Genomic DNA, 13,176 nt, shown 5'->3' with positions numbered 1-13,176 from the left:
CCTTCTCTCTTATTATGCGTGATCTTTTTCGCCTTCCTTTAAAAAGAGCGGAAGGTAATGCTTGTAGGCTTTATATCCAGCCCACGTACTGCCGATACCGACAGCAACAAAAATAAATCCAATGACAAATGCGAGTGACGAGCGGTTTAAAAATAATTGATTCACACCGAAGAGCAGGACAAAGCAGCCAAGTGCCATACTGGATTTCGCCGACCAGAATTTCTTTTCGACTGGGCGGTTCGTACGGACATTCTTTGCTTTGTAGTATAAATAAAACATGGCAGAACAAATAATAAACACAATCAAAACAAGCATGTGCTAAGCCTCCATTGTAAGTGGTTACAACCCTATTTTAAACGTAAATAGGCTTGCTTACTAGAATAAATTGTCTATTCCTCACTTTTCCGTCAGGATAGATTATGATTTAATATTAAAAAGAGTATCGGATAAGAAGGAGTTTTTATGAAAAAAGAACTGATTAGAACCATATCATTATATGACACCATCATCATTCATAGACATGTAAGACCAGATCCTGATGCGTATGGATCGCAGTGCGGCCTTACGGAAATCTTGCGTGCCACCTATCCAGAAAAAAATATTTATGCAACAGGAACCCCGGAGCCAACCCTTTCATTTTTGTATGAACTTGATGAGGTGCCGGATGACGTGTACAAAGATGCCCTTGTCATTGTCTGTGATACAGCCAATCAAGCAAGAATTGACGATCAGCGCTATTCAATGGGCGACAAGCTGATGAAAATTGACCATCATCCAAATGAAGATCCTTATGGTGATTTGCTTTGGGTAGATACAGAGGCAAGCTCTGTGAGCGAAATGATTTATGAATTGTATTTAGAGGGGAAAGAAGAAGGATATCAGCTGAATACAAAGGCGGCTGAACTCATTTATGCCGGCATTGTAGGAGACACAGGCCGCTTCCTTTTCCCAAATACGACGAAAAAGACGCTCAAATATGCTGGAGAACTTATTGAATATCCATTTTCATCTTCAGACCTTTTCAATCAATTGTATGAGACGGATCTGAATGTCGTGAAATTAAATGGCTATATTTTTCAACATATTTCTTTGTCAGAGAATGGGGTCGCTTCTGTTTTCATTAAGCAGGATATTTTGGAATCGTTCCAAACGACAGCGCAGCAAGCCTCACAGCTTGTTGGGACACTTGGAAATATTGCAGGGATTAAGGCATGGGTCTTTTTTGTGGAAGAAAATGATCAGATTCGTGTTAGATTCCGCTCGAAAGGCGTCGTCATTAATACCATTGCGAAAAAATATCATGGCGGCGGCCACCCGCTTGCAGCTGGTGCGTCTATTTATGATTGGGCCGTGGCAGATGAGATTTTGCGTGATTTAGAAGAAGTATGTAAATCATCATCATGAGAGAGGGGGGCTTCAAGTCCCCTCTCTCTTTTTTTGTCATGGAGAAAAGGGTTACTTGCATACAGGGATAAACCAGCAGCCGATGTCAGTTGAATCTTCATAGGCTTGGAGATTTTGATGTTTTAATTCTTTTTTAATTAAATGAGCCATCATTTCTGTCTCAGCATAAGCACACATGCCGTCCTTGATCCGGCTTGCTTTGTCTCGTGCCATTTGACGATAGCTATAAACCTCCATTGTCCTCACCTCTTTCTGTTTTAGATCTCGTTCTACTTTTAGTGTATAAAAATTAAGGGGGAAAAGCGATCATTGAGGGCAGAAATTCATAAAAATTCCACATGATCATTTATTCAGCAAATGAAATGCGCACTTCAAGTGAAAGCTTCGTATAGATCGTCAGCTCCGTCACTTTGGCGCGGTATGCCTTTTCCCGAATGGTATATTCTTTGTTTTCGACCGTGCGTTTTAATAATTCCTTTGTTTTATAGACACTTTCAATATCCTTTGTAATAACCTCTGAGATATCCTCCTTGACCTGATCTTCAAATTTTAGCGTATCTGGCTCTGGGATTTTATATTGCTCACGATTGACGAGATGGACATCTACGCTTTGGATCAGCAGTCGCTTCTTATTATCCTCATTTAACTTATGCAAATCTTCCCGATAGAGTGTGATTTGTTCTTTCAGACTGTCCATATGGTGCTGCTGGCTTCTCAGCAGTGTCACCTGCTTTTCCTGAAAGATTCCGTATGTAAAGAGGAAAATGAGCCAGCTCACAATCGCCCCAAACATCATCCCCGCAAAAAAACGCTGCCAGCCTGGACGTTTGTAAAGCTCCGGTACCCTCATGATGACACATGCTCCTGTGTGAGCCACGTGATAATAAGATAACCTGTTTGCGCACCGCCCATGGCAGAAACAATTAATAAAATCTGTTTGAAAATATCACGCGTGTTCCCTTCAAAAATGCCTCGTTCAAAGCTATAAACAGCATCAAACGTTCCGCCGATAGCTGCGACAAGTGCCCAAATCTTTAAACGGTTGGCAAGACTCGTAATAATGGATAAAGGCGGCTGACCAGACAAATAAGCACCAACACCGCCTATAATGGCACCACCCAAAATGACCCCAAGTGCAATAAAATAACAGCTAATAAAATTTGGAATAAAAGCTTCCTTCACATCCATTTTGTCCACCTCACTCTATTCAATATATGGTGCGTGCGGGACAAGTATGAACGGACAGAAAAGAAAGAACATTTGTTTCTCATCGCATCGCGTTTTATAATGAAAGAATGACTTTAGACGAAAGGAGTGGATTAAGCATGTCTTATGTTCATCTTCAGGTCCACAGTGGATACAGCTTATTAAGCAGTGCAGCAAAAGTAAAGGAGCTCGTGCTGAAAGCAAAAGAACTTGGCTGCAAGGCGCTTGCTCTTACCGATGACCATGTGATGTATGGAACGGTTGGATTTTATAAGGAATGTAAAAAACATGGCATCAAGCCGGTCATCGGTTTAACAGCTTCTGTCTTCATAGATGAACAAGAGACAGAGGCTTATCCCTTGGTACTCCTTGCCAGAAACAATGAAGGCTACCAAAATTTGATCAAGATCAGCAGTGTGCTGAAATCAAAATCAAAAGCTGGACTGAAAGAGAAATGGTTGAAAAGCTATCACCGCGGGCTCATTGCCATCACACCAGGCGTTTCCGGCTACATTGAAACGCTGCTTCAGCATGATCAGATAGAAGAAGCGCATGATGCGGCGAAACAATTGAAACATATTTTCGGTGAGGGACATGTGTACATCGCACTTCAGCCATTTCAGCAAGACGAATCGCTTGCCGGTAAACTGAGGGACGTCTCAAAAAGTGCGGACATTCCTCTTGTTGCGACAGGAGATGTCCACTACATCAACCTGGAAGACAAAACGGCCTATACGTGTTTAAAGGCGATTAAAGCAGGGCAGCAGCTGCCTGAGGTTGAGGAAGACCGAGCAGAAAAGCATTTCAGAACCTTTGAAGAAATGAAGGAATGGTATACGCAGGATATGGAGCTGCTGACAAGAACGGTGGAGATTGCAGACCGCTGCGAAGTCGATTTAAATCTTGGGCAGACAAAACTCCCATCCTATCCGACCCCTGATCAATCAACAGCAGATCAGTTTTTACGCAAAGTGTGTGCAGAAGGGATGAAGCAAAGAAAGATTGCTTCAAATGACGCGTATGTGAAAAGGCTTGAGTATGAACTGAGCATTATCCAAAAAATGAATTTCAGTGATTATTTTCTCATCGTGTGGGATTTTATGAAGTATGCCCATGACCAAGGCATTGTCACAGGGCCAGGACGGGGATCGGCAGCAGGCTCACTTGTTGCCTATGTACTGTTTATTACGGATGTTGATCCGCTCCGTCACGGTCTGTTATTTGAGCGTTTCTTAAATCCTGAGCGAATCAGTATGCCTGATATTGATATTGATTTCCCCGATACGAGAAGAGATGAAATCATTTCTTATGTAAAAGACAAATACGGAGACATGCATGTGGCGCAAATCGTCACGTTTGGAACCCTTGCAGCAAAAGCAGCCTTAAGAGATGTCGGACGTGTGATGGGGATTGATTCAAAAGCAGCGGACCGTCTCGCAAAGCTGATTCCATCAAAGCCAGGAACGACGCTGAAAGAAGCGCTCACTGCATCTCCTGAATTAAAAACAATGCTCCAGCAGTCCGAAGAGCTCAGGCAAGTCTTTCAAACTGCTTTAAAGGTTGAAGGCTTGCCAAGACATACCTCGACACATGCAGCCGGCGTTGTGCTGAGCGAGGAGCCGCTGACAGAGATCGTTCCTATTCAAGATGGCCATGATGGTGTGTATTTAACGCAGTATGCGATGAATTATTTAGAAGATCTCGGGCTTTTAAAGATGGATTTCTTAGGACTAAGAAACTTAACCTTAATTGAATCCATTAAAAACCAGATTGAAAGACAGGAAAACGTCCACATTAACTTTAGTGACATTTCATATGAAGATCAGAAAACATTTGAATTGTTATCAGCGGGAGATACAACTGGGATTTTCCAGCTTGAATCACAAGGGATGCGTCAGGTGCTGAGACGCCTCAAGCCCTCTAGTTTAGAAGACATCGTGGCAGTCAATGCCCTCTATCGCCCAGGTCCAATGGAGAATATCCCGCTTTTTATCGACCGAAAGCACGGTAGAGTCAAGGTCTCTTACCCGCATCCTGATTTGTATGACATTTTAAAAGACACATATGGCGTCATCGTCTATCAAGAGCAAATCATGCTGATTGCAGCGAAGATGGCAGGCTTTCAGCTTGGCGAGGCAGATCTATTAAGAAGAGCCGTTTCGAAGAAGGATAAAAAGGTCCTTGATGAAGAGCGGAGCCATTTTGTTGAAGGATGCCTAAAAAAGGAGTATCCTGTTAACATTGCAAATGACGTTTATGACTTAATCGTCAAATTTGCAAACTATGGTTTTAATAGAAGCCATGCTGTTGCATATAGCATGATTGGCTTTCAGCTTGCTTACTTAAAAGCGCATTATCCGTTATATTTTATGTGCGGACTTTTAACGAGTGTGATTGGAAATGAAGACAAAGTCGCTCAATATTTCTATGAGGCAAAGGAAAAAGGGATATCTGTGTTGAAGCCTTCTATTAATAAGAGTGAATTTCCATTTACGGTTGAAAAAGGGGAGATCCGCTACAGCTTAAGAGCGATCAAAAATGTCGGAGTGTCAGCTGTAAAGGATATATACAGGGCAAGACAGGAAAAGCCGTTTGAAGATTTATTTGATTTTTGCGCAAGAGTATCAGTAAAGAGTGTCAACCGAAAAACGATTGAAGCGCTCATTTTTTCAGGGGCGATGGATGAGCTTTATCCAAATCGTGCGTCGTTATTGGCATCAATAGATATTGCATTAGACCACGTGTCATTTTTAAATCCAGATGATCAGCTCGACTTTCTGGGGGATACAACCTTCTCCATTAAGCCAAAATATGCGGAGATAGAAGAATTGCCGCTTGTCGATCTCCTGCAATTTGAAAAAGAGGCACTTGGACTATATTTATCAAATCATCCTGTACAAGCGTACCGAGATCGCTTAAAAGAGAATGGTGCAGTGGAAATCATCAGACTTTCTTCCTATATAAAGCGAAGGGTCTCAATGGGTGGTCTTTTGACAAAAGTGAAATCGATTCGAACAAAAAATGGACAATCGATGGCATTTGTCACATTTGGGGATGAAACGGGAGAAATGGAAGGCGTCGTCTTTCCAGAGCAATTTAGAAAGCTGTCCCCCTTACTTGAGGAGGGCGCCATGCTTTATGTTGAAGGCAGAATAGATGTCAGAAATGACAGCAGCCAGATCATCGTGCAAGAAGCCGTTCTGCTTGAAGAGATGGGCACACAAAGAAAAGAGTCTGTCTACATTCGGGTGAAAGAAGAAAATCATACGCAGGAGCTGCTAGAGCAAGTAAAGCGGGTGATCTCGATGCACAGCGGAGAAGCAGATGTCTATTTGTATTATGAGAAGCAAAAAAAGACAGTGAGACTTCCAGATGCATACAAAGTTCATGCAGATCATGCTGTCATTTTCCAGTTAAAAGAGCTGCTCGGTGAACAAAACGTTGTGATTAAATGATGACAAATCGTCTGAATATGTTTTACAAATTCACCTATTGTGTTATCATTTTAAAGATTCTGTGTATTTAAAACTGCCAGTATGTGCTTATCAACTTAGCAATTCATTAAATCATTTTCCACTTGAAGGAGTGTTCATCACATGTCATTAAGAGAAGAAGCATTACATATGCACAAAGAGAATCAAGGCAAACTTGAATCAAAATCAAAAGTACAAGTGAAAAATGCGAAAGACTTGAGCTTGGCTTACTCACCTGGTGTTGCAGAACCATGTAAAGATATTTATGACGACACAAGCAAAGTGTATGATTATACAATGAAAGGCAATATGGTCGCTGTTGTCACAGACGGAAGCGCTGTTTTAGGGCTTGGAAATATTGGTGCAGAAGCATCTCTTCCAGTCATGGAAGGAAAAGCTGTATTATTCAAAAGCTTCGCTGGCGTTGATGCCTTCCCAATCGCGCTTGCGACAAACGATGTAGACAAAATCGTTGAAACAGTAAAGCTTCTTGAGCCAACGTTTGGCGGTGTCAACCTTGAAGATATTGCAGCTCCAAACTGCTTTATTATCGAAGAGCGCTTGAAAAAAGAGACAAACATTCCAGTGTTCCACGATGATCAGCACGGAACAGCGATTGTGACAGTAGCTGGACTTGTCAATGCACTGAAACTGTCTGGAAAATCAATGTCCTCTATCAAAGTGGTGGCAAACGGCGCTGGAGCAGCGGGAATTGCGATTATCAAGCTTCTATATCATTTCGGTGTACGTGATATCATCATGTGTGATACAAAAGGCGCAATTTACGAAGGCCGCCCGAACGGTATGAATGCAGTGAAAAATGAAGTGGCTAAATTCACGAACCAAGACCGTAAAGAAGGTTCATTAGAAGAAGTGATTGAAGGCGCTGACGTCTTCATCGGGGTTTCAGCAGCAGGAGCTCTAACAAAAGAAATGGTTGGAAAAATGGCAAAAGATCCTGTCATCTTCGCAATGGCGAATCCTAATCCAGAGATCATGCCAGAAGATGCACATGCAGCAGGCGCAAGTGTTGTAGGAACTGGCCGTTCTGACTTCCCGAACCAAGTGAACAACGTACTGGCATTCCCAGGAATTTTCCGCGGAGCTTTAGATGTACGTGCAACCCACATTAACGAAGAAATGAAAATTGCAGCCGTAGAAGCAATTGCTTCTCTTGTTTCAGATGATAAATTGTCAGCTGAATACGTCATCCCTGACCCATTTGATGCACGTGTAGCACCAGCGGTAGCGAAAGCGGTAGCAAAAGCAGCAATGGAAACTGGTGTTGCAAGAATCAAAGTCGACCCAGAAGAAGTCGCTGAAAAAACAAGAAAATTAACGATTATCGGCGAATAATCAATTGGAAAAGTGTGCACGTTCTTTCTGAAATTGGAGGAAAGACGTGCACTATTTCCTCTCATACGCGAAAATTTTTTCATCCGGAATGATATTTTTTTGTAGACGTTCACAATTCACATATATCAACTGCTCAGCGCCCCAAACACATACTCATTTCTCATCAATTCCCCACTGAAAAAATTGAATGAAGGATGACAGCGTTTGACAAAAAAAGTACAATAGTTTCGGTACAGTTATGACATGTCCTATAATAGTGGATGTGCGTGTAAAGAAAAAACCCTTCAAAAAGGGAGGTAGTCATTTGTCAATCAAAAATATTTTCAGTAAAAAGAAAAAATATGCATCTGTACCCTCTGAACAGGCAAGTCAAGATGTGCCTGAAGGCATCATGACCAAATGTCCGCAATGTAAAAAAATAATGCTCACCAAAGAACTAGATAAAAATTTACGTGTTTGCATGAATTGCGGTAGACATTTGCAAATGAATGCAAAACAGCGTATTGACAGCCTTGTTGACGAAGGCACATTTGAAGAATTTAACGGGCATCTGATCTCAGAAAACCCGCTCGGATTCCCAGGCTACGAAGAAAAGCTTGAGAAAGACAGAGAAAAAACGTCTTTGAATGAAGCCATTGTTACAGGTCAAGGTGAAATTGAAGGCAAGCGTGCTGTGATCGCTGTCATGGATGCCACATTCCGTATGGGCAGCATGGGCTCAGTTGTTGGTGAAAAGATCACACTTGCGATCGAGAAAGCAAAAGCGGACAAGGTGCCATTTATCATCTTTACTGCATCAGGCGGAGCGAGAATGCAAGAGGGGATCCTCAGTCTTATGCAGATGGCAAAAACAAGCTCAGCATTAAAATTGTTCAGCGAGGACCAAGGTTTGATTATCTCTGTGATGACGAACCCAACAACTGGCGGTGTATCAGCTAGTTTCGCGTCTCTTGGTGATTACAACTTTGCAGAACCTGGTGCTTTAATTGGGTTTGCAGGTCGTAGAATCATTGAACAAACCATTCGTGAAGACCTGCCAGAGGACTTCCAAACGGCTGAATTTTTAATGAAGCATGGTCAATTGGATGCTGTCATTCATCGTGCAGAGATGAAAGAAACATTAGGCCGAATCTTAGCATTACACAGCACAGGAGGTGAACGAGAGTGGCTGGAGAACTAGAATTTGAAAAACCTGTCATTGAACTTCGAGCGAAAATTGATGAACTGAAAAAGTTCACACAAAACTCAGAAATGGATTTAAGTGCAGAAATTGAGCGTCTTGAAACACGTCTGAGCAAACTTGAAGCAGACATTTATACAAATTTAAAGCCGTGGGACAGAGTACAGATTGCTCGTCATGCGATGCGCCCAACAACTCTCGATTACATTCAAGAGCTGTTTGACAACTTTTTCGAGTGTCACGGTGACCGTTTTTATGGCGATGATGAAGCGATCGTTGGAGGAATTGCCACGTTTAAAGGGCTTCCTGTCACGGTGATTGGCCATCAGCGCGGTAAAGATACAAAAGAAAACTTGCGCCGTAATTTCGGAATGCCTCATCCAGAAGGCTACCGTAAAGCGCTGCGCTTGATGAAACAAGCAGATAAATTTAATCGCCCGATCATTTGCTTTATTGATACAAAAGGAGCTTATCCTGGTAAAGCAGCTGAAGAACGCGGGCAAAGTGAAGCAATTGCGAAAAACCTATTCGAAATGGCAGGACTTCGTGTACCGGTTGTCTGTATTGTCATTGGAGAAGGTGGAAGTGGCGGCGCACTAGGCTTAGGCGTAGGAAACCACCTATACATGCTAGAGAATTCAACGTATTCAGTGATTTCACCTGAAGGTGCAGCAGCACTGCTCTGGAAGGACTCATCACTTGCGAAAAAAGCTGCAGAATCAATGAAAATTACGGCTCCAGACCTAAAAGAATTAGATATTATAGATGATGTTATTAAAGAAGTGCAAGGTGGAGCACACCGAGACGTGAAACAACAAGCAGCCTACATTGAAAAAACATTAAAACAGTCACTTACATCTTTGCTCAAACTAACACCTGAAGAACTAGTCGAACAAAGATATCAAAAATACAAAGCAATCGGGAAAGTATCGGTTGAAAATCAATATATTGGGGTAAACTAAATAAACGTGCAGCCTTTTTGGCTGACGTTTATTTTTTTCATCTTTTTTCATGAAAATCGTCCTCATGTAAGCGCTATTTGAAAATAATTTTCTTTTGTTTTCATAAAGTTTGAAACGTCTGAAAACCCTGATACGGTGGGCTTTAGAAGGCTGTATCTTCCTCACTTTTGAAAGAATTGCTTTCATGACTGACTTAACTTTTGTTTAAAAACGGTTTATTTAATTGTATAATAAGTACGGTTTTAGAAATACGTATTGAAAACATCCGGTTTTGCTCATGATTGTTTTCAAGCAGTGGAAATGGTATGTTTAATTCATATATGGTCTCTGAGGTGAAAAAGATGAAGCGTATAGGAGTTTTAACGAGCGGTGGGGATTCCCCAGGAATGAATGCAGCTGTGCGCGCAGTTGTAAGGAAAGCGATTTACCATAATGTTGAAGTTTACGGTATTTATAATGGATATTCAGGTCTAATTAACGGTAAAATTGAGAAACTTGAAATAGGTTCAGTTGGCGATATCATTCATCGTGGAGGAACAAAACTTTACACGGCAAGATGCCCTGAATTCAAGACAGTTGAAGGTCGTGAAAAAGGCATTGAGAACTTAAAAAAATTCGGTATTGAAGGACTTGTTGTGATCGGCGGAGACGGTTCATTCATGGGAGCGAAGAAATTAACTGAGCTCGGTTTTCCATGTGTAGGTGTCCCGGGTACAATCGACAACGATATCCCAGGTACTGATTTCACTATTGGCTTTGATACAGCACTGAATACAGTCATTGACGCCATTGATAAAATTCGTGATACAGCCACATCTCATGAACGTACATACGTAGTGGAAGTAATGGGAAGACATGCTGGTGATATTGCTCTTTGGTCAGGTCTTGCAGGCGGAGCCGAATCTATTTTGATTCCTGAAGCAGACTATGACATGGATGAAATTATCGCAAGATTAAGAAGAGGGCACGAGCGCGGCAAGAAGCACAGTATCATCATCGTCGCAGAAGGCGTAGGCAGCGGTGTTGAATTTGGTAAGCGGATTGAAGAGGAGACAAGCCTTGAAACCCGTGTATCTGTCTTAGGACATATTCAGCGCGGAGGTTCTCCAAGCGCATTTGACCGAGTACTCGCAAGCCGTTTAGGAGCATACGCAGTAGAACTTCTTCTTGAAGGAAAAGGCGGACGTTGTGTGGGCATTCAATGCAACGAACTCGTTCACCACGATATTTTAGATATCTTAGATAAAAAACATACAGTCGATCAAAATATGTACCGACTTTCACAAGAGCTCTCTATATAAAACGAGAAGACCTTAGGAGGAACAGTAATGAGAAAGACAAAAATCGTTTGTACAATCGGTCCAGCAAGTGAAACCATTGAAAAGCTGACTGAATTGATTGAAGCAGGAATGAATGTAGCCAGACTAAACTTCTCTCATGGAGATTTTGAAGAGCATGGTGCACGCATCGAAAACATTCGTAAAGCAGGTAAAACATTAGGCAAGGACATTGCGATCCTTCTTGATACAAAAGGTCCAGAGATCCGTACACGTACAGTTGAAAACGGCTCAATTGAGCTAGTCGCTGGTGCAGATCTTATCGTAAGTATGGAAGACATTGTTGGAAATACGGAAAAAATTAGTGTGACGTATGAAGAGTTAATTCATGATGTAGAAGTAGGCTCAACGATTCTATTAGATGATGGTCTTATTGGTTTAGAAGTCAAAGAAATTAACATGGACCGCAAAGAAATCGTCACAAAGGTCATGAATACAGGCACGCTCAAAAACAAAAAAGGTGTAAACGTTCCAGGTGTAAGTGTGAACCTGCCAGGTATTACAGAAAAGGATGCCAATGATATTCTGTTCGGAGTTGAACAAGGCGTCGATTTCATCGCAGCTTCTTTTGTGAGACGAGCTTCTGATGTTCTTGAAATTCGTGAGCTTCTTGAAAAGAATAACGCGGCTGACATTCAAATCATTCCTAAGATTGAAAACCAAGAGGGTGTTGATAACATCGATGAAATCCTTGAGGTATCAGACGGTTTGATGGTTGCACGTGGAGATCTTGGTGTAGAGATCCCGGCAGAAGAAGTACCGCTTGTTCAAAAAATGCTGATCAAAAAATGCAATCGCTTAGGCAAACCAGTCATCACAGCGACCCAAATGCTTGACAGCATGCAGCGTAATCCTCGTCCAACTCGTGCGGAAGCAAGTGACGTGGCAAATGCTATTTTTGATGGCACAGATGCGATTATGCTTTCTGGTGAAACAGCAGCAGGAACATATCCAGTGGAAGCTGTACAAACGATGCATAACATTGCATCACGTTCAGAAGATGCACTCAACTATAAAGCCATTCTTTCTCGTAGAAGCGAAGAAGTAGATGTCAGCATTACAGATGCCATCGGTCAATCTGTTGCACATACAGCGATGAAGCTTGACGTTGCAGCGATTGTGACACCTACGGAAAGCGGTCATACAGCGAGAATGATTTCAAAATATAGACCAAAAGCACCAATCGTAGCAGTCACAGCAAACGAATCAGTAGCGAGAAAGCTGTCTCTCGTATTCGGTGTATTTGCAAAGAGCGGATCGAAAACGACATCTACTGATGAAATGCTTGAGAATGCAGTCGAGAAGTCGATTGAAACAGGCTATGTGAGACATGGCGATTTAATCGTTATTACAGCTGGTGTGCCAGTTGGTGAAACAGGTACTACGAACTTAATGAAAGTTTATGTTGTCGGTGACATCATTGCGAAAGGTCAAGGAATTGGCCGTAAATCTGCATTTGGACCGGTTGTCATTGCACAAAGCGGAAAAGAAGCAGAGGAAAAAATGTACGATGGTGCGATTCTTGTCGCAAACTGTACAGACCGTGACATGATGGGTGCTTTAGAAAAAGCATCTGCCTTGATCACTGAAGAAGGCGGCTTAACAAGCCATGCAGCAGTCGTTGGACTTAGCCTGGGCATTCCAGTGATTGTGGGTCTTGATGGTGCTACAACACTGCTAAAAGAAGGCGAAGAAATTACAGTAGATCCGGCACGCGGAGCGATCTACAAAGGCCGTGCAAGCGTCCTTTAAATGATACACACGAGGGGAGTTGTCTGACTCCTCTCTTTTTTTATGTTACACTAAAAAAAAGTAAAACAGCTTTCGGGTGAAAGATACCCCATGAGGTGATATGGCTTGAAAAAATATTTACTACTATTATTGATTCTGTTCCCTGCAGTGGAAATCAGTTTATTTTTAATATCAAGTAAAATCATTGGCATTTTGCCAACGATGCTGATGATCGTACTCACGAGTGCATTAGGTGCTTATTTTGCAAGAAAACAAGGAATCGAAGCTTTTCAAAAAGTGCAAAGAGATTTACAATATGGCAAAATGCCAGGGGTAACGATTGTCGATGGTTTTTGCATTCTAATCGGCGGTCTACTGCTGCTCATTCCCGGCTTCTTATCAGATATCATCGGTGCGCTGCTGCTCATTCCGATGACGAGAAAGCAAATCAAGCCGCTTTTTGAACGCTGGCTCAGGAACATGTCTAATCGCAGTCGCTATACAATTATTCGCTAAAGAGACCTTGA

12 protein-coding genes are annotated in these 13,176 nt (G+C 42.1%); 8 read left to right on the top strand and 4 right to left on the bottom strand.

The annotated features are described in order from the left end of the window. Nucleotides 1–12: 12 nt before the first annotated feature. Nucleotides 13–315 carry a YtpI family protein gene (locus NST39_RS13840; RefSeq protein ID WP_003216665.1) on the bottom strand — a complete coding sequence of 101 codons (303 nt, stop codon included), beginning with the start codon at nt 313–315 and terminating at the stop codon, nt 13–15. A 147-nt stretch (nt 316–462) separates the two neighbouring features. Here NST39_RS13840 and NST39_RS13835 point away from each other — a divergent pair, with 147 nt between their 5' ends. After that, the gene (locus NST39_RS13835) at nt 463–1,404 is read left to right on the top strand and encodes a DHH family phosphoesterase (protein WP_044139298.1); all 942 of its coding nucleotides are present in this window, start codon (nt 463–465) and stop codon (nt 1,402–1,404) included. A 51-nt stretch (nt 1,405–1,455) separates the two neighbouring features. Here the strand turns inward: NST39_RS13835 and NST39_RS13830 are convergent, their stop codons facing one another. From NST39_RS13830 to NST39_RS13820, 3 genes are all read right to left on the bottom strand, one after another. After that, nucleotides 1,456–1,641 (bottom strand): hypothetical protein, encoded by a 186-nt coding sequence (locus tag NST39_RS13830; protein WP_003216400.1) that lies wholly within the window; start codon nt 1,639–1,641, stop codon nt 1,456–1,458. A gap of 109 nt (nt 1,642–1,750) precedes the next feature. After that, on the bottom strand, nt 1,751–2,254 hold the full coding sequence (gene ytrI / locus NST39_RS13825; RefSeq protein WP_341028859.1) for a sporulation membrane protein YtrI: 504 nt from the start codon (nt 2,252–2,254) through the stop codon (nt 1,751–1,753). Then, nucleotides 2,251–2,592 carry a YtrH family sporulation protein gene (locus NST39_RS13820; protein ID WP_034661856.1) on the bottom strand — a complete coding sequence of 114 codons (342 nt, stop codon included), beginning with the start codon at nt 2,590–2,592 and terminating at the stop codon, nt 2,251–2,253. The genes ytrI and NST39_RS13820 overlap by 4 nt, the downstream gene beginning before the upstream one ends. 137 nt (nt 2,593–2,729) lie before the next feature. On the opposite strand from NST39_RS13820, the gene dnaE reads away from it, so the two are divergent. From dnaE to NST39_RS13785, 7 genes are all read left to right on the top strand, one after another. Beyond that, nucleotides 2,730–6,065, top strand: coding sequence for a DNA polymerase III subunit alpha (gene dnaE / locus NST39_RS13815; RefSeq protein ID WP_341028858.1), 3,336 nt, complete (start codon nt 2,730–2,732; stop codon nt 6,063–6,065). A gap of 141 nt (nt 6,066–6,206) precedes the next feature. After that, a complete protein-coding gene (locus NST39_RS13810) occupies nt 6,207–7,439 on the top strand; it encodes an NAD(P)-dependent malic enzyme (RefSeq protein WP_341028857.1) in 1,233 nt (410 codons plus the stop codon). Between the two features lie 304 nt (nt 7,440–7,743). Then, on the top strand, nt 7,744–8,619 hold the full coding sequence (gene accD, locus NST39_RS13805; RefSeq protein WP_065098582.1) for an acetyl-CoA carboxylase, carboxyltransferase subunit beta: 876 nt from the start codon (nt 7,744–7,746) through the stop codon (nt 8,617–8,619). Beyond that, complete coding sequence (accA, locus tag NST39_RS13800; protein WP_003216264.1) at nt 8,604–9,581, top strand: acetyl-CoA carboxylase carboxyl transferase subunit alpha; 978 nt, start codon at nt 8,604–8,606, stop codon at nt 9,579–9,581. Before accD ends, accA begins: the two co-directional genes overlap by 16 nt. Before the next feature lie 341 nt (nt 9,582–9,922). Further along, a complete protein-coding gene (gene pfkA / locus NST39_RS13795; protein ID WP_341028856.1) occupies nt 9,923–10,882 on the top strand; it encodes a 6-phosphofructokinase in 960 nt (319 codons plus the stop codon). 27 nt (nt 10,883–10,909) lie between these two features. Then, a complete protein-coding gene (pyk, locus tag NST39_RS13790) occupies nt 10,910–12,670 on the top strand; it encodes a pyruvate kinase (protein ID WP_050943588.1) in 1,761 nt (586 codons plus the stop codon). A gap of 105 nt (nt 12,671–12,775) precedes the next feature. Then, nucleotides 12,776–13,165 (top strand): FxsA family protein, encoded by a 390-nt coding sequence (locus tag NST39_RS13785; RefSeq protein WP_061409064.1) that lies wholly within the window; start codon nt 12,776–12,778, stop codon nt 13,163–13,165. Nucleotides 13,166–13,176 lie beyond the last annotated feature (11 nt).

It is taken from the genome of Bacillus sp. FSL W8-0645 (genome assembly GCF_038007905.1).
Classification (GTDB): Bacteria; Bacillota; Bacilli; order Bacillales; family Bacillaceae; genus Bacillus; species Bacillus pumilus.
This window is presented reverse-complemented; position numbering and strand designations above follow the sequence as displayed.